Origin of the sequence: Lysinibacillus sp. LK3, assembly GCF_001043675.1 — a bacterium.
GTDB classification, from domain to species: domain Bacteria; phylum Bacillota; class Bacilli; order Bacillales_A; family Planococcaceae; genus Lysinibacillus; species Lysinibacillus capsici.
The window spans coordinates 57,634-74,887 of the sequence record NZ_LDUJ01000011.1 but is presented as its reverse complement, the minus strand read 5'-3'; the positions used below and the strand labels follow the sequence as shown (position 1 = coordinate 74,887).

Here is a 17,254-nt window from a genome sequence, read left to right as displayed (position 1 = left end):
AAAAGTTTGAAACATTCAATGTATCGTTTATCTAGTTTTGAAAGAATAAGTCTTTCAGCTGAATAAGTGAAGTGATGATGGCAAAGAGGTCACACCCGTTCCCATACCGAACACGGAAGTTAAGCTCTTTAGCGCCGATGGTAGTTGGGGGCTTCCCCCTGTGAGAGTAGGACGTCGCTTCGCTTATTTTTTGTGGAGGATTAGCTCAGCTGGGAGAGCACCTGCCTTACAAGCAGGGGGTCGGCGGTTCGAGCCCGTCATCCTCCACCATTTTGGTCCCGTGGTGTAGCGGTTAACATGCCTGCCTGTCACGCAGGAGATCGCCGGTTCGATCCCGGTCGGGACCGCCATTATTATTGCCGGTGTAGCTCAGTTGGTAGAGCAACTGACTTGTAATCAGTAGGTCGTGGGTTCGACTCCTATCGCCGGCACCATTCCCTTGGAGGGGTAGCGAAGTGGCTAAACGCGGCGGACTGTAAATCCGCTCCTTAGGGTTCGGCGGTTCGAATCCGTCCCCCTCCACCATTTTAGGGGCATAGTTCAACGGTAGAATAGAGGTCTCCAAAACCTTTGGTGTGGGTTCGATTCCTACTGCCCCTGCCAGGTATTGAGGTACTCGTTCATAATACAGCTAATATAATCTATATAGTGGCGATTGTGGCGAAGTGGTTAACGCATCGGATTGTGGTTCCGACATTCGTGGGTTCGATTCCCATCAGTCGCCCCATTTTAAAATTGGGGTATAGCCAAGCGGTAAGGCAACGGATTTTGATTCCGTCATGCCTAGGTTCGAATCCTAGTACCCCAGCCATTTTTAATTTCACGAGCCATTAGCTCAGTTGGTAGAGCATCTGACTTTTAATCAGAGGGTCGAAGGTTCGAGTCCTTCATGGCTCATCATTTTTTAATTAACATGCGCCCGTAGCTCAATTGGATAGAGCGTCTGACTACGGATCAGAAGGTTATGGGTTCGACTCCTGTCGGGCGCGCCAATAAAATCATGTTTACGGAATGTAGCTCAGCTTGGTAGAGCACTTGGTTTGGGACCAAGGGGTCGTAGGTTCGAATCCTGTCATTCCGACCATCTTTCATGATAAATGGGGCCTTAGCTCAGCTGGGAGAGCGCCTGCCTTGCACGCAGGAGGTCAGCGGTTCGATCCCGCTAGGCTCCACCATTGTAATATTTTTGGAGGTATACCCAAGTCTGGCTGAAGGGATCGGTCTTGAAAACCGACAGGCGGGTAACACCGCGCGGGGGTTCGAATCCCTCTACCTCCTCCATTTTTCGGGTCAGTAGCTCAGTTGGTAGAGCATTAGATTGAAGCTCTAAGTGTCGGCGGTTCGATTCCGTCCTGACCCACCATTATTGCGGGTGTAGTTTAATGGTAAAACCTCAGCCTTCCAAGCTGATGTCGTGAGTTCGATTCTCATCACCCGCTCCAAAATGGGCCTATAGCTCAGCTGGTTAGAGCGCACGCCTGATAAGCGTGAGGTCGATGGTTCGAGTCCATTTAGGCCCATATTATTCCGAAGTAGCTCAGTTGGTAGTAGCACCTGACTGTTAATCAGGTTGTCGCAGGTTCGAGTCCTGCCTTCGGAGCCACGGCCCGTTGGTCAAGTGGTTAAGACACCGCCCTTTCACGGCGGTAACACGGGTTCGAATCCCGTACGGGTCATCAAGCATGTAGCACAGATGTGTGTTACATGCTTTTTTCTATTCTCCTGTTCTTTAAACGATAAAAGATAATGCAATAGCAGAAAAAGACCTATTTGCAAGGTGAGGGACTGAATTTAATTCCCCTAGCATCTTACTATGGGCTCCTATAAGCCGTTTCACTTACCACGTACACTTCCATGGTCAATACTTTTGTGAAGGCTGCTTGACTTCTCTAGTATAGCGATACAGGCGAAATCCTGGCCAGAGAATTTGTGAAACTGGTTCTGCTCTATGCGAAAGCGAAGCAACAGCAGCAAGTAAGTAGCCCAGAACGTATAGCTTTTTCACATTTACAAAAATTCTATTGATTTCTTTGTTCTACAACCCCCTGAAAAAGGCTACATGACTACTGTAGCCTTTTTATAATAATTAAAATCTTTCTCCCTTACATTCTCTTAAGAAAGAGAGTCTATAGAGTAAATATGAACAAACTATTTCATATATAAAATATGTATGTTTTTTCAATTACTATTTTCATGGTGCTTGTTGTTTTGTTCCTCTAATATGAGGATAAGTGGAGGAATCGATATGAATATACAGGAGATACAGCAATTTTTAAGTCTATATCAGACAGAACAAAATGAATCAGAACTTTGGTTAAAGAATAGATTACAGGCAGTTAAGGATGCAGGTAAATATCACCCAACAACAGAGGAGCTAGTTTTTGGCGCACGTGTGGCATGGCGAAATAGCAATAAGTGTATTGGACGTCTGTTTTGGCAGTCACTGCATGTGGTAGATGCACGTGATGTTTTAGATGAAAAGGCTATTTTTCAAAAATTACTAGAACATATTGATTATGCGACAAATCATGGGAAAATTCGTCCAACTATAACAGTGTTTGCTTCAGATAGAGTACGGATTTGGAATCATCAACTAATTCGTTATGCAGGCTATGAAACAGATGCAGGCATTATTGGAGATTCACAGTCCATTAAATTTACAAAAGTGTGTGAGTCGTTAGGATGGAGAGGTAAAGGAACTGATTTTGATGTACTACCACTCGTTATACAGGTAGATAATCGTGCTCCTCAAATGTTTGTAATTCCTGAAGAAAATATAGTAGAGGTCTCAATCCGTCATCCAGAGTCAAACGATGTGGAAAAATTAGGAATGAAGTGGTATGCCGTACCTATTATTTCGAGTATGCGTTTTCAAATGGCTGGAATTGATTTTCAAGCAGCTCCATTTAACGGCTGGTATATGGGAACAGAGATTGGCGCACGAAATTTAGCAGATCATGATCGTTATAATATGTTACCTGCAATTGCAGAGATTTTTAATCTTGATACAACCAAACAATCGTCTCTTTGGCGTGATCGTGCTTTAGTAGAACTTAATATTGCTGTTCTTCACTCATTTAAAGAAGATGGTGTGAGCATTGTTGATCATCATACAGCAGCTCAGCAGTTTAAATTGTTTGAGGAGGCAGAAAAATCAACAGGAAGAGAAGTTACAGGCAACTGGACATGGTTAATCCCACCACTTTCCCCTGCCACAACTCATATATTCCATAAACCCTATGTAAATATTTATCATACACCAAATTATTTTTATCAAAAACCATGCTATTAGTGTAAAAGAATTGTTTACTTTCGATACTTTTGATGAGAGAGGGCTTACTATGTTAGATCAGCAAATTCCCAATATCCCATGGAGACAATTGACGACACCTTATGGTAGAGGTACAGCCATTCCTAAGCTGATAGAACAGGAGCAATACACACAACTAGCTGAATTAATTGAACATCAAGGTACACTGTGGCAGGTGACACCATGGGTTTTGCTTGTCCTGCTAAAAAAGCTTACTCGTAAAAAATTAGAGGTTGTCTCCTTACAAGAGGTACAGTTATATTTAGCTGTGGCACATGCTATTACCAAGGATTATCTCGACCCAGTCAATACTGTTAAAAATATGCAGGAGCTATTAGACGTCAACTATTTGTGGATAGAAAATGAGGATAATGATGAGCAGGAGTGGGAGAAAGAAACGCCAAAGGGCTATGAGGAGCAAGCTTTTGTAGGCTATTACTATTATAGTTATATGCTTTTACAAGAGGCTGTTCCTATTTTTTCTACTATAACAGCTCATAATAATGAAGCATCAGAATGCCTTGCTGAATTGCTAACATTACTCCAGCAACCCGACAATTAAGTAATGTGTAAACACTATATAGAAATAGAGCAGATGGAGGAATCAAATCCACCTGCTTTATTTAATTTTAATGCACATATTCATCCTTAGAGGCTCTCATTGAGCAAAAGAAGAGTAACATTGCTACAACGACAAAGAGCCATCCCGCAATATTCCAGCCGCCAAATAAATCATGCAAGTAGCCAAAAAGAATAGGACCAATTGCGGCAAATAAATAACCCAAAGATTGCGCAAAGCCTGATAAATCTGCTGCTTCAAATGCAGTACGAGTCCGGAGAGTGAAGAACATCATTGCTAGGGCGAATGAAGAACCACCTGCTAACCCTAGAAGAACCATCCACAGTACCCCAAGACTTGTCCATTCCATGACAACCCCAACAAAGCCTACTAAATAGAAGGATGTAAACATCAATACAAGTGGGCGTTGAGAAGTCATTTTACCAGCAATAATAGGCACTGCTAAGGCCATTGGTACTTGTGAGAATTGCATGATTGAAAACATCCAGCCAGCTTTATCAGGTGCTAAACCTTGAGCAATATAGATCTCAGGTATCCAAGCTGCTGTTGTGTAGAATAATAAAGATTGTAAACCCATTGCCCCTGTGACAGCCCAAGTAACAGGTGATTTCCATAAAGGTGTACTGGTCTTCTTAGATGTAGTAACTGGTTCCGGTTTATTTGATTTTAGTTGAGGTATCCAAATTAAGATTGTAATTAGAACGAGTATGAGTGCAATGGAAAGTGCACCTTGCCAGCCTAACGATGAATTAGCTATCGGATAGCTAATACCAGCACCAAGGCCAGCAGTAAAATTCATGGACATGGTGAAAAAGGCCATTAATAAACCCACATGATAGGGAAATTTCAATTTCAATAATCCTGGAATTAGTACATTTCCAAAAGAAATGGCTACGCCAATTAACACAGTACCCAATAGAAGTAATTCTGTAGTACCAAGTGAACGTAGGACAATTCCTAAAGCCAAGAGAAAAGTTGATAAAAATAATGTTAGCTCAAGCCCTAGTTTGCGTGCTACAACTGGTGCAAATGGAGATATAACAGCAAAAGCCAGCAATGGTATCGTTGTTAGAAAGCCTGCCAAAACATTAGATATTCCAAGATCTTCACGGATAAAGGATATAATTGGGCCAACAACAGTTAGTGGCATTCGTAATGTAGAGGCTATAAAGATAACTCCAAAGACTAAAAGTAAGGTTGTTCCTTTCCAGCTAATTTTTTTACTTGGAAAACTAGTGGAATGATCATTTGTAGTCAAAATAAAATCCCCCCTAATAATAACCATTCTAATTGAACTACTATAACACTTTATCACACTATTAAAAATAGTAGAAGATTCATAAAATACAGAACATTTGTGGTTGTATTGAAATGTCTATGGTCTTATGTTAGTATAATAAACATCATAAATTTAATAATTATATGCCTCATGTTTGTATTGAGGTAGAGGTCGCGATATTTATAAGTATGCTAATTGAAATGACAAGCATTGATGAAATTAGCTGAAAGGAAATATTGCCGAAGTGTGAGGGGACTTGAAAACCTCATGCTGGGGCTGTCTCCGAAAGGAACAGAACTGTCACGTTTGCACAACGTGTTGAGCTATCATGTAGGAAAACTGAGGATTAACGTAGCCATCACAGTGTATATGTGATGGCATTTTTTTGCCTCATAAATAGGAAGGAAGCTATATCGTGAGTGAAATAAAAGTAAATCAGCTCGGACATAAAGCGCCGAAGCTGAAAAAAGAATTAAAAAGCCGTCATATTACAATGATTTCTTTAGGCGGTACAATTGGTACGGGGCTATTTTTAGCCAGTGGAGGAGCAATTGCTCAGGCAGGTCCTGGAGGAGCATTGCTTGCCTATGCTTTAATTGGTATTATGGTGTATTTTTTAATGACAAGCTTAGGGGAAATGGCTGCCTATATGCCATCCTCAGGTTCATTTAGTACGTATGCAACCAAATTTGTAGATCCTGCTTTGGGCTTTGCATTAGGCTGGAACTACTGGTATAACTGGGCAATCACCATTGCTGCCGAAATTGCTGCTGTGTCATTAATTATGAAATATTGGTTCCCAGATAGCTCATCAGCACTTTGGACAGTATTATTTATTGCTGTTGTATGGACGTTTAATTTACTATCCGTAAAAAGTTATGGTGAAAGTGAATATTGGTTTGCCATGATTAAAGTAGCAACGGTTATTGTTTTTATTATCATTAGCTTACTAATGATTTTTGGTATTTTAGGTGGGCAGGCTCCTGTAGGTTTCACTAATTTCTTTGTTAGTGATGGGCCATTCCATGGTGGCTTCCTTGCTACATTTGGTATTTTCCTAGCTGCAGGATTTTCATTCCAAGGAACAGAATTACTAGGAATTACAGCTGGTGAAACAGATGATCCTGGTAAAAATATTCCGAAGGCTGTTAAATCTGTATTTTGGCGTATTCTTTTGTTTTATATTTTAGCGATTGGTGCAATTGGGATGTTAATTCCATTTACAGACGAACGTTTATTATCAGAAGATATCGCAGTATCACCGTTTACACTAGTGTTTGACCGCCTAGGTATTGCCTTTGCTGCTTCATTAATGAATGCCATTATTTTAACGGCTATGCTGTCAGCAGGAAATTCAGGACTATATGCATCTTCTCGTATGTTATGGCAATTAGCAGTGGATGGACATGCACCTAAATTTTTTGCAAAGCTAAGTCGTAGAGGTATTCCGATTTATGCACTTATGGCAACATTAGCTGTAGGCTGTTTAGCATTTTTGGCATCCTTCTTTGGCGATGGAGTGGTTTATATCTGGCTATTAAATGCTTCTGGAATGTCTGGCTTTATTGCATGGCTAGGTATAGCGTTTAGTCATTATCGTTTCCGCCGAGCGTTTGATGCACAAGGCTTAGATCCAAAGTTATTACCTTATAAAGCCAAATTATATCCGTTTGGACCATTATTTGCTTTTACAGTTTGTATGATCGTAGTCATTGGACAAAATTACACAGCCTTTACAGGCGATAAGATTGATTGGTACGGTATCCTTGTTTCGTATATTGGGATTCCATTATTTTTAGCATTATGGTTTGGCTATAAATTAAAGCACAAAACAAAAATGCTTCCACTTGAAGATTGTGATTTAAAAGTTGAAGATTAAATAATAGAGCTGTTCTATAAACCAAAGAGTGATGGTTTATGGAGCAGCTCTTTTTTCAACACTCATAAACAAATCTCTAATGATACATCATAAATATGGTAATGTAATATACATATGGAAATTGGGTTTTGATAGGAGAGGTGCATCATAGTGCAAAAGCATATTTTACTTGTAGAAGACGATGAAGCCATTCGTGAAATGGTTTCTAATTACTTAACGATGGAAGGTTTCCATGTCACAACAGTGACTAATGGCGAAGAGGCATTACAAAATTGTTTGCAAAAAACCTTTGATTTAGTCATCTTAGATATTATGATTCCTAAATTAAATGGATTGGAAGTATTAAAGATTATTAGAGAGCAGGCAGCACTTCCTATCATTATTATGTCTGCAAAAGACAGTGATGTTGATAAAGCATTGGGCTTAGGATTAGGGGCAGATGATTATATTGCTAAACCCTTTTCTATGCTGGAATTTTCAGCACGTGTAAAGGCTGTTATCAGAAGAGCTACGAAATACTCTAGTCAAGCTGAACAAAAGCAAGAGGTCCTCGAAATTGATAATTTAAAGATAGATATCGTTAATTTCTCAATAACAAAGAGCGGACAAGACATAAAGCTGACATCAAAGGAATTTTCCATTTTAAAATTGTTTGTGACAAATCGTCACAGAGTTTTTACCAAAGAGCAAATTTATCAGACGATATGGAAAGATGCCTATTACGGAGATGAAAATATTATAAATGTACATATCAGAAGACTCCGTGAAAAAATAGAAGATGATCCGTCACATCCTCACTATATTAAAACCCTATGGGGAATCGGCTATAAATTTGAAGGGTAAGAATATATGATATTTCTATTATTATTAATCATTGTATTGCTAATCGGCATTCTTATTTTTCAATGGAAAATCAAGAAGGAACAAGAACATGCTATCCAATATATTCATCGAAAACTACACGTAATTGTGAATGAACAGACGTATGAAAAGATTCTAGTAACAACTACAAATTCAGAAATTCAACAGTTACTTATTACACTGAATACTTTGCTAGATCAACATCAAAAAATTCAGGCTACACATCGTAAAATGGAAAATTCCATGAAAAAGATGTTGGCCAATATTTCCCATGATCTTAAAACGCCTTTAACCGTTGTACTTGGCTATATTGAAATGCTTCAACTTCAAAACGGGATTAGTGACGAGGAACAGCAACGTTTACTTAAGGGTGTACATGCTAAAACATTAGAAGTATTAAAAATTATTCATACATTTTTTGACTTGGCAAAATTAGAGGCTGGGGACACAGATTATCCAATCACTAAAATCAATGTCAGTGAAATATGCCGAAAAAATGTTTTGTCTTTTTACGATTTGGTTACTTCAATGGGATTAAATATTAAAATTGATATCCCAGAAAGCTCCATATATGCACTTGGTAATGAAGAAGCATTAAATAGAGTGTTAAACAATCTACTGTCTAATGCTATTGCATATGGAGCAGATGGCAATGTAATTGGAATTACCATAAGAAATGATGAAGTCAATATTGATATTGATGTGTGGGATTGTGGCAGGGGCATTGATGAATATCATATCGATCGCGTTTTTGAAAGAATGTATACACTTGAGGATTCTCGAAATAAATCTTTCCAAGGTAGCGGTTTGGGACTAACGATTACAAAGAGACTAGTAGAAATAATGAATGGCTCCATCCGTTTATCGAGTATTCCCTATGAAAGAACTATTTTTACGATTTCGTTAAAGCGAATGATGTATTAAATCGATTATGCTTGTAGAGCTTTAATGCTTTGCAGGCTTTTTTACTTAAGAAATATGTAAGAATGCAGTAATAAAATAGAGAGTTTCATTTTTTATAATGAAGCTAGTCACAATTGAGGGAGAGAATTACATGACATACATTGTAAAAACAAATCAGCTTACGAAAGTGTACGATGGAAAGGAAGTTGTTTCTGCTGTCAATATGAACGTTAAGAAGGGAGAGATTTATGGATTTTTAGGTCCAAATGGTGCGGGTAAAACGACTGTTATGAAGATGCTAACTAATCTTACGAAGCCTACAAGTGGGGATGTAGAAATTTTGGGGGCGAAATTGACGGACAAATCCTATGAAATACTAAAAAGAATGGGGACAATTATTGAATATCCTATTTTTTATGAAAAATTAACGGCTAGAGAGACCCTGGAATTACATTGTGAATACATGGGTTATTATGATAAGAAAGAAATTGCACATGTTCTTAATTTAGTAAAGTTATCGAATACAGAGAAAAAGCAGGTTAAAGATTTTTCTCTGGGGATGAAGCAAAGATTAGGCATCGCAAGGGCCATTATTACAAAGCCAGAGTTACTTATATTAGACGAACCAATTAATGGATTGGACCCAGTAGGGATAAAGGAGTTAAGAGAGCTTTTCAAGATGCTTTGTAAGGAGTACGGCATAACTATTATTATCTCTAGTCATATTCTAGCTGAAATAGAACAATTGGTCGATACAATAGGTGTTATTAAGAATGGAAGGCTCATCACTGAGGTAGCAATGGATACTATTAATCGTGATCAGGTCAATTATACGGAAGTGATCGTAAGTGATGGGAAAAAGGCAGCGTTTATTATTGAAAGCGAATTAAACATTACGAATTTTAAACTGATGGATGATAACTCTATACGTATATACGACTCAACAGTATCCCAACAAAGCCTATCGAGAGCATTAATTGAACATGACGTTGAGATTGAAGAGATTAGTAAAAAAACTAGTTCATTAGAGGATTATTTCTTAAAGCTAATCAATGGAGGTGTTGTCCATGCTTAATTTAATGCGTTTAGAAATGAAAAAATTTCATTTAGGTTCATATGTTAAAGGAGCCATTATCGCTAATTTTGTTATTCTTGGTTTTTTGTTTATGATTTTATTTATTTCTAAAGTGGAAGGAGACCCAGGGCTTGAAAATTATGAGGTTGCATTCAGTGTTATTGATTCATTTGTAAGAGCAGTTTTTATGATTTTTGCTTCTACGTTAATAGCTAAGTTAATCATCGGAGAATATAAATTTAAAACCATTACATTAGCCTTTATGTATCCTATAAGTAGAAAGAAATTAATGGTCGCAAAGCTTGCTATTGTCATGCTATTTACTTTCAGTATGATCATTATCTCCAATGCTCTTATTACAACCATTTTTTGTATCATAAGCGATCGATATGAATTAATTCCTGATGTACTATCTAGTTCTTTAATTATCCAGCAAATACCTTCTGTATTGATGAATGCGATTGCTGCCTCAGGTATAGCTTTAATCCCATTGTATTTCGGGATGAGAAAATACTCTATACCGACAACTATCATTTCATCTATTATAATTGTGTCTGTAACTTCGTCAAATTCAGGTAACTTTACTTTAAACGATATTATTATTATTCCAATTACTTTAGCAATCGTGGGTCTTGGTATTGCTTATTTAGCCATTAGAAATATCGAAAAGGTGGATGTTTAATCAAAAAGATACCAGGTGCTCATTGCTATAGAGTACCTGGCTTTTTGTTATCCAAAAATTGTTTCCCACAGTAAGTAAATATTTAACGTAACAACAACGACTACGACAAACCAACCTAAAACAGTTGTAATACGGTGATTAACTAGGCTTCCCATAATGTCTCGTTTACTTGTAAACATAACAAGAGGGACAAGTGCAAAGGCAATACCAAATGATAAAACAACTTGACTAAGAACGAGAGCATAGGTAGCATTCACACCAGAGGCAATGATTGCAAGTGGTGGCACCATGGTAATCGCTCTACGTAAATAAAGAGGTATTTTTCTTTGAATGAAGCCTTGCATCACTACGTCACCAGATAAAGTCCCTACAGAGGAGCTAGCAAGCCCTGCAATAAGTAAACCAAGACCAAAGGAAATGGCAGCCATTGGGCCGAGCGCAACTTTTAAGCCATTATAGGCAACATCTAAATCTTCAACTACAACACCTTGGGTATGGAATACGGCTGCGGCAATGATGAGCATGCTCATATTGATGGCACCAGCAATAATCATAGCGATGATAATATCGATAAATTCAAAACGGAAAATACGTTTTTTTTCTGCCTCATTTCGACCAATAATACGACTTTGAGTTAAAGAAGAATGTAAGTAAATAGCATGAGGCATAACGGTTGCACCTAAAATACCTGTTGCTAATAATAGTGAATCTACACCTTCAAAGTGTGGTGTGAACATGCCAATCGCCACATCGCCCCATGCTGGCTGCGCTAAAAATGTTTGGAAGGCAAATGCCAATACAACAATTAAAACCATTCCAGAAATACCTGCTTCAAAGGCTCTAAATCCTCTTCTTTGCAACTCTAAAATAGCGAATGAACCCACTGCTGTAATCAATGCGGCGGGAAGCATTGGGATATTAAAAAGTAAATAAAGCCCTAATGCTGCTCCGATAAATTCCGCGAGGTCTGTGGCAATGATGACCAATTCCGCCTGTATCCATAAAAAGATAGATGTTTTTTTAGAAAAATGCTCGCGTGCTACTTCAGGTAAATTTTTTCCTGTCGCAATCCCAAGCTTGGCAGACAGGGACTGAATTAACACGGCCATTAAATTAGAAAAGGCTATAACCCAAAGTAGCAGGTAGCCGTATTGAGAGCCTGCTGTAATATTTGTAGCAAAATTGCCAGGATCAATATAGGCAACTGCTGCAATGAAAGCAGGTCCTAAAAATGGCAAGAGTCTTCGCCAACCTTTTATATCTCCATCTAAAACCGCCTCTGCAGACGATTTTGTGACTCGTTTGTAAACCATATTGTTCCCTCGTTTCAAAAAGTATCATCAGTGAAATAAAGTTTCCTATAGGAAAATAAGATATTAGTATTCTAACGCTAGGAATAAAAAAAGTGAAGTAGTTTGCTTTATCCTTCTAAAATAAGTATGCTCTTTTGGATGAAGTGAATGAGTAGAAAAATTAAATTGCAGGGAAAATTCGAAATTTATAGAACTAATGAAATGTAGAAGGGAGACAAGGTGATGGATATGGTATGGGTAAAATCAAAAGTAACAATTCCACGTACAGTGCCAAATGTATTAGAGAGGAAGAAATTATTTTCTATTTTATCTAACAATCGAATGAAGAAACTAACCATTATACGGTCAGCCGCAGGATACGGAAAGACGACTCTTTTAAGTCTGTGGTTGAAGCATATTGATGAATCGGTAGCATGGTTTACTATCGATCAGAATGACAATGATCCTGTGAGATTTTTAAAGTACTTAATACATACATTATCTTTTAGCATATTGAATGTAGAACAAAAGTTAAACAATATACTAGATGAAACACCACCTTTTGAAACAATTATAGATACACTGTTAAACGATTTGGATACATATAAAGAAAATATTCATATTGTTTTTGATAATTTTCAAGAAATCCACAACCCTCAAATTCATCAAATTATCAATCGACTTATTGAATATTTACCAGCCAATGCACGGATCTATATAACTACACGAACTAATTTAGAACTTCCACTAGCAAAATGGCGTGTAAAAGGTTGGATACTAGAAGTCGGGACGGGTCAATTATGTTTTGATTTAGAAGAGCTACAATCTTTCTTTAATTCTGTTACTAATGATGAACAGAAGGATGCGCTGAAGCCTTTATTAAAGACTACAGGGGGCTGGATAGCAGGTATCCAACTGATAAAGCTATCAACAGGTGGAATGATAGGTAATCTTAGTAGTGAAGAAATTTTAGCCAAAGCTAGTTCATATATACATGAGTACTTCATGCAAGAAATTCTTTTAATATTACCTCAAGAATTGCAAGATTTTCTACTAAGAACTTCCATTTTAAACTACTTAGATCCGAGTGTTTGTGGATCCATCACGAACGGATTAGATAGTTTAACTACATTCTCAGAGCTGGAGAAAAATTGTTTGTTTATCGAACAAGTACAAACTCATCCACCCGTTTATCGTTACCAAACTTTATTTAGGCATGCCCTACAGGTAGAATTTCAAAGGCAATATTCCTATGAAATGATTACCTCTATTTATTACGAAGCAGCCACTAATTTATGCCAAAGAGAAGACTATGTAGCGGCAATTGAGCTTGCTTTAAATGGCGAATTATACAAGCTTGCACATGAATGGATTCAAAAATATTTAGTCGAAATATTTGCCGAGGGACATACTCTATTATTCGGGCAGTGGATACAGAAATTAAGGAATGCTCAGTTTCCAGTAGATATTAATATGCTTGTCTTATATATTACTACTCTGTTTTCAACCCATGAAATTGATCAGGCGAATAAAATCATAGAGGAACTACTATTTAAACAAAATAAATGGAAATGGATGGAGGGTTTTCAGTTCATTGCTGTATCAAAAATCTTTGAAATTATACAGGCTTATATAGGTTATATGGAAGATGGAGACATTGAAAAGGCAAAAGTAGGTTTACAAACACGCGTAAATGTAAGAAAGAATAAGTCATCTTTATATCATATTTCTTTAAAATATAATCAATTTGAGCCTAGAATTTTATGTACTTTTGTAGGTGCAAAAGGAAAATTCTTACCAGTAGTAAAAATGGATGAACTGATTCAAGTGTTGAATGAAAGTGAAATAAGGGAGCGAAATATTACAGGCGTTACCTATGGATTACTAGCTGAAATTTTGTATGAAATAAATGATTTAGATAGAGCAAGTAAAGAGTTAGAAATCGGTTTACAATATGGTTTACATTTTCAAGATCCAGGATTATTTATACCAATGTACTTATTAAAGGCTCGTATTTATATGACTAAAAAACAATTCGAAGAAGCACATCTGTTATTGCTTGAAGCTATGAAGGAAACCGATAAACCTTATTGGATAGGTATGCTCTATATTATGAAAGCACAATCTTATTTATTGGAAGGAAATATTTCATATGCACAACAGGAATTTTTTAGAGTGACGGATTTTATCAATTATAGAATTGCATCAAAAAATCCATTTTATTTATTAGTTCAAGGTAAAATTCTATATGCTAAAAATCAACTGGAGGAAGCATTGCAAATTGCTATTCGTTTAAAAGAAGGAGCAACTCAGGAAAAGCAAATCGTTACGCTTATTGAAGCGGGCTTGCTAGAAGCCATTTGTCATTTTTCACTTGGTAAAGAGGATTTCGCTTTAACAGTATTACATGATGCTCTTGAACATGGAGTGTCCTATGGGTATTACCGTACATTTATAGAGGAGGATTCTATCTGGCCATTACTTAATAAATACTGGCGTCTACGTCAGCATAATAAGGGAGATACATTTAAGTCAGTGCCGTTAGCCTATGTAAATAAACTATTACTAAATGACAGCACAGAAGATGAGTTTTTCACTAACTTTACTGCAAGAGAAAAAGATGTTCTGCAATTACTCGCAGAAGGTGCTTCTAATAAGGAGATTGCACAACAATTGCAGCTGACAGAGGGAACAATTCGTATATATTTAACAGGAATCTACAGTAAAATAAGTGTGAAATCTCGCACGAAGGCCATTTTATGGGCAAAAGAATGGCTAGGCTTTTAAAGTTGTTAAAGAGAAAGGAGGTCTACATGTGCCAAATATTTTAGTAGCCTCAAAAACAACAGTCCCTCAAACGGGCAAGCAAATTATTGAGCGAGAACGATTAAATGCCATTCTACTCCAGTCAACAGCAAAACTTATAGTAGTACAAGCGCCAGCAGGGTATGGTAAAACCACTTTTCTAAGTAGTTGGTTTCAGCAACTTGAGACGGCAGTAGCATGGTATACGGTGGACCAAACAGACAATGATCTAAATCGCTATTGGAAGTATTTAATTCATGCTATTGGTCACTCATTACAGCCAGAAGCTGCCTCTCGGATTAATTCTATACTCCATGCACAACCACAGTTACCATTAGAGTTTTTAGTGGACTCTCTCTTATATGAATTATCGCTATCTACTAAAAAGATTCATATTATGATTGATGATTATCATCATATTCATAATATTGCTATCCATCAAGCGATGACTCGACTAATTGATTTCTTACCTGAAAATTGCTTTATTTATTTGACTAGTAGATCAACTATTTCATTACCTATTGCAAAGTGGAGATTAAACCATTGCTTGCTTGAAATTGGTTTAGAGCAACTTCTTTTTACGTATGAAGAGACAAAAGAATTTTATAAAAATTTAAATAAAAAGCTGGATGTAAAGGTATTTCAAAAGGTTTTTGAGATAACAGAGGGCTGGCCAACAGGGTTGCAATTAACTAATTTAGCGGATTTTCATAATGTAGAAAAAGAGTTAAAAGAAAGTAATTTATATGTGTTCCAATATTTAATGAGTGAGGTTTTTTCCAAACTTGCACCATCCCTCCAAATTTTTCTTCTTTATACTTCGCTTTTGGAACAATTAACCGCTGATACATGTAATGTCCTAACAAACCGTACTGATGCTCAAGTAGTCTTATTAGAGCTTGATCAACAAGGATTATTTATTAGTAGAGTAGAAGCAAAAGAGCAGGTTTTTCGATATCACAACTTATTTAGAGAAGCATTGCGCCAAGAATTGAGCAATCGTTTTACTCAGCAAGATATTTTGTATTTATATGAAAAGGCAGCTGTAGCTTTATATAATAATGGAAATTTTTTATCTGCTATAGAGCTTGCTTTAAGCGGCAACGTATTTATGTATGCTGAACAATGGATTCAGGAGCATCTTGTAACATTTCTTTCCTGTGGTCATTCAACATCCTATGTAAAATGGATTGATACATTTTTGTCTAATGGCTATGAGGTACACCCAGAGTTGATGGTAATGTATGCCTATACACTCGCAGCATTACACAATTTAGAAGATGCTTATCGGACGATACTAGACCTAGAACAAAAGCATAGGTCCAATCAATGGATGAATAAAAGTGAGTATGCATCTGCTGTCGATGATTTTCTAGGTGTGAAAGCCTATGTCTTTGTCATGAAAAACGGAGATCTTTCTCAAGCTGGGGAATATATTCGACAAAGACTGGAGAGAAATCCAGTCAGGTCCAAATGGGACGCAATATTTATACAATATAATCAATCAGAGCCTATGTTGTTTAGAACAAATATCGGGTCTCGAGGGAAGTTACTTTCAGATGAACAGGCTATGTCTTATTTTGCTAAGTTTAGAACAGGGAAATTTAAAAACTTAAGTATGACGGGCTATAGCTATGGCGTGCGTGCAGAAAAATTATATGAGTGGAACCAATTTGCTGAGCTATCAACAGAATTAGAGGAAGCTATACGTTCTGGACATCAATTTCAAGATGCAGGATTGTTAGTACCGATGTATATTCTTAAAAGTAAAATTGCCGTGTTAGAACAGCAATATATAGTTGCTCAAGGGGTTTTAGATCATGCAATTGAAGCTGTCAATGAACGCCAGTGGATTGATAGTATAAGAGTAATGAAGGCACTTTTATTTTTACGTGAAGACAATGTTGTCCAAGCAGAACAGGAGTTAGCTAAGGTCAAAGTAGGTAAGGATTTTCCATTTTATTTGCTAGTAAAAGCACGTTATTTACTCATGGAAGGACATCTACTAGCAGCGCAGCAATTGATTATAAAGGTGCAATCACAGGCGCAACAACAAGAACAGCTATCTACTCGTATAGAAGCGACAATTTTATTAGCCATATGTTTAGTTGAGCAAGGACAAGCAGATGAGGCGTTAGAAAAATTACACCAAGCCTTGAAATTAGCCGAACCATATCAATATATCAGAACCTTTATAGATGAGCCTCAAACATATGCTTTATTAAAAAAATATGCCGCTATTCGAAAGCAATCTTTTGAAATGGAGTGGAGGGAGGTTTCCATGAGCTACGTTGAGCACTTGCTCCAATGTGTTCAAAAGTATAAGCAAATTTCACCATTGGCGTCCCTTACAACTCGTGAACAGGAAATATTTTTATTATTATCAAAAGGTGCTTCTAATAAAGAAATAGCCGAGCAGCTATTTTTATCGGAAGGTACAGTAAGAGTCTATCTCTCGGGGATTTATAGTAAGTTAGGTGTTAAAAATCGAGCCCAGGCAATATTATTAAACACGCTGGTATAAGGTTATCCGTTATCTTTTTTAGGTAGCGGTCTTTTTTTTACATAAAACAATTAACATTCCTCAA

General features: G+C 37.1%; 11 protein-coding genes, 17 tRNA genes, 1 rRNA gene and 1 riboswitch. Of the genes, 27 read left to right on the top strand and 2 right to left on the bottom strand.

The genetic code is table 11. From position 1 onward, the window contains the following. Positions 1 to 67 precede the first annotated feature (67 nt). From rrf to VK91_RS06850, 20 genes are all read left to right on the top strand, one after another. Positions 68 to 183: ribosomal RNA gene (gene rrf / locus VK91_RS06945) — 5S ribosomal RNA — on the top strand. An 11-nt stretch (positions 184 to 194) separates the two neighbouring features. Continuing rightward, positions 195 to 270 (top strand) — tRNA-Val (locus VK91_RS06940). 4 nt (positions 271 to 274) lie between these two features. Continuing rightward, positions 275 to 350 (top strand) — tRNA-Asp (locus VK91_RS06935). Between the two features lie 8 nt (positions 351 to 358). Continuing rightward, positions 359 to 434, top strand: a tRNA-Thr gene (locus VK91_RS06930). 7 nt (positions 435 to 441) lie between these two features. Beyond that, positions 442 to 525 (top strand) — tRNA-Tyr (locus VK91_RS06925). 4 nt (positions 526 to 529) lie between these two features. Continuing rightward, a tRNA-Trp gene (locus VK91_RS06920) sits at positions 530 to 603 on the top strand. 48 nt (positions 604 to 651) lie between these two features. Beyond that, positions 652 to 727: transfer RNA gene (locus tag VK91_RS06915), tRNA-His, on the top strand. 9 nt (positions 728 to 736) lie between these two features. After that, positions 737 to 811: transfer RNA gene (locus VK91_RS06910), tRNA-Gln, on the top strand. A gap of 13 nt (positions 812 to 824) precedes the next feature. Beyond that, positions 825 to 897: transfer RNA gene (locus tag VK91_RS06905), tRNA-Lys, on the top strand. Between the two features lie 18 nt (positions 898 to 915). Beyond that, positions 916 to 992 (top strand) — tRNA-Arg (locus VK91_RS06900). Between the two features lie 15 nt (positions 993 to 1,007). Then, positions 1,008 to 1,084 (top strand) — tRNA-Pro (locus VK91_RS06895). Between the two features lie 15 nt (positions 1,085 to 1,099). Continuing rightward, a tRNA-Ala gene (locus tag VK91_RS06890) sits at positions 1,100 to 1,175 on the top strand. A gap of 13 nt (positions 1,176 to 1,188) precedes the next feature. Further along, positions 1,189 to 1,281: transfer RNA gene (locus VK91_RS06885), tRNA-Ser, on the top strand. Between the two features lie 6 nt (positions 1,282 to 1,287). After that, positions 1,288 to 1,363, top strand: a tRNA-Phe gene (locus tag VK91_RS06880). Positions 1,364 to 1,368: 5 nt separating this feature from the next. Next, positions 1,369 to 1,442 (top strand) — tRNA-Gly (locus tag VK91_RS06875). Between the two features lie 4 nt (positions 1,443 to 1,446). After that, positions 1,447 to 1,520, top strand: a tRNA-Ile gene (locus VK91_RS06870). A gap of 6 nt (positions 1,521 to 1,526) precedes the next feature. Beyond that, positions 1,527 to 1,603, top strand: a tRNA-Asn gene (locus VK91_RS06865). A 1-nt stretch (position 1,604) separates the two neighbouring features. Continuing rightward, positions 1,605 to 1,676: transfer RNA gene (locus tag VK91_RS06860), tRNA-Glu, on the top strand. A gap of 569 nt (positions 1,677 to 2,245) precedes the next feature. Continuing rightward, positions 2,246 to 3,292 (top strand): nitric oxide synthase oxygenase, encoded by a 1,047-nt coding sequence (locus tag VK91_RS06855; RefSeq protein WP_048391936.1) that lies wholly within the window; start codon positions 2,246 to 2,248, stop codon positions 3,290 to 3,292. 49 nt (positions 3,293 to 3,341) lie between these two features. Then, a complete protein-coding gene (locus tag VK91_RS06850) occupies positions 3,342 to 3,872 on the top strand; it encodes a hypothetical protein (RefSeq protein WP_048391935.1) in 531 nt (176 codons plus the stop codon). 67 nt (positions 3,873 to 3,939) lie between these two features. On the opposite strand, the gene VK91_RS06845 is transcribed toward VK91_RS06850, so the two are convergent. Then, positions 3,940 to 5,148, bottom strand: a complete 1,209-nt coding sequence (locus VK91_RS06845; protein WP_048391934.1) for an MFS transporter — start codon at positions 5,146 to 5,148, stop codon at positions 3,940 to 3,942. 178 nt (positions 5,149 to 5,326) lie between these two features. After that, a riboswitch (Lysine riboswitch) is annotated at positions 5,327 to 5,503 on the top strand. Positions 5,504 to 5,584: 81 nt separating this feature from the next. On the opposite strand from VK91_RS06845, the gene VK91_RS06840 reads away from it, so the two are divergent. The 5 genes from VK91_RS06840 to VK91_RS06820 all read left to right on the top strand — a co-directional run bounded on the left by VK91_RS06840 (position 5,585) and on the right by VK91_RS06820 (position 10,569). Next, entirely contained in the window at positions 5,585 to 7,048 is a 1,464-nt protein-coding gene (locus tag VK91_RS06840; RefSeq protein ID WP_048391933.1) for an amino acid permease, read from the top strand. A gap of 150 nt (positions 7,049 to 7,198) precedes the next feature. After that, complete coding sequence (locus VK91_RS06835; RefSeq protein ID WP_048391932.1) at positions 7,199 to 7,891, top strand: response regulator transcription factor; 693 nt, start codon at positions 7,199 to 7,201, stop codon at positions 7,889 to 7,891. 6 nt (positions 7,892 to 7,897) lie between these two features. After that, on the top strand, positions 7,898 to 8,833 hold the full coding sequence (locus VK91_RS06830; protein ID WP_048391931.1) for a sensor histidine kinase KdpD: 936 nt from the start codon (positions 7,898 to 7,900) through the stop codon (positions 8,831 to 8,833). Between the two features lie 130 nt (positions 8,834 to 8,963). After that, positions 8,964 to 9,887, top strand: a complete 924-nt coding sequence (locus VK91_RS06825) for an ABC transporter ATP-binding protein (protein ID WP_048391930.1) — start codon at positions 8,964 to 8,966, stop codon at positions 9,885 to 9,887. Then, positions 9,880 to 10,569 (top strand): ABC transporter permease, encoded by a 690-nt coding sequence (locus VK91_RS06820; protein ID WP_048391929.1) that lies wholly within the window; start codon positions 9,880 to 9,882, stop codon positions 10,567 to 10,569. The genes VK91_RS06825 and VK91_RS06820 overlap by 8 nt, the downstream gene beginning before the upstream one ends. 47 nt (positions 10,570 to 10,616) lie before the next feature. Here VK91_RS06820 and VK91_RS06815 read toward each other — a convergent pair whose 3' ends face one another. Then, positions 10,617 to 11,882: an Nramp family divalent metal transporter gene (locus tag VK91_RS06815; RefSeq protein WP_048391928.1), complete on the bottom strand. Its 1,266-nt coding sequence runs from the start codon at positions 11,880 to 11,882 to the stop codon at positions 10,617 to 10,619. 222 nt (positions 11,883 to 12,104) lie between these two features. Here VK91_RS06815 and VK91_RS06810 point away from each other — a divergent pair, with 222 nt between their 5' ends. Both VK91_RS06810 and VK91_RS23275 read left to right on the top strand, forming a co-directional pair. After that, positions 12,105 to 14,648 (top strand): LuxR C-terminal-related transcriptional regulator, encoded by a 2,544-nt coding sequence (locus VK91_RS06810; protein ID WP_048391927.1) that lies wholly within the window; start codon positions 12,105 to 12,107, stop codon positions 14,646 to 14,648. Positions 14,649 to 14,676: 28 nt separating this feature from the next. Continuing rightward, entirely contained in the window at positions 14,677 to 17,190 is a 2,514-nt protein-coding gene (locus VK91_RS23275; RefSeq protein ID WP_048391926.1) for a LuxR C-terminal-related transcriptional regulator, read from the top strand. Positions 17,191 to 17,254: the final 64 nt, after the last annotated feature.

What these genes read in the sequence shown, in the direction of transcription:
- VK91_RS06855 (WP_048391936.1), top strand. Translation starts at nt 2,246, where the DNA reads ATGAATATACAGGAGATACAGCAATTTTTAAGTCTATATCAGACAGAA.
- VK91_RS06850 (WP_048391935.1), top strand. Translation starts at nt 3,342, where the DNA reads ATGTTAGATCAGCAAATTCCCAATATCCCATGGAGACAATTGACGACA.
- VK91_RS06830 (WP_048391931.1), top strand. Translation starts at nt 7,898, where the DNA reads ATGATATTTCTATTATTATTAATCATTGTATTGCTAATCGGCATTCTT.
- VK91_RS06825 (WP_048391930.1), top strand. Translation starts at nt 8,964, where the DNA reads ATGACATACATTGTAAAAACAAATCAGCTTACGAAAGTGTACGATGGA.
- VK91_RS06820 (WP_048391929.1), top strand. Translation starts at nt 9,880, where the DNA reads ATGCTTAATTTAATGCGTTTAGAAATGAAAAAATTTCATTTAGGTTCA.
- VK91_RS06815 (WP_048391928.1), bottom strand. Translation starts at nt 11,882, where the DNA reads ATGGTTTACAAACGAGTCACAAAATCGTCTGCAGAGGCGGTTTTAGAT.
- VK91_RS06810 (WP_048391927.1), top strand. Translation starts at nt 12,105, where the DNA reads ATGGATATGGTATGGGTAAAATCAAAAGTAACAATTCCACGTACAGTG.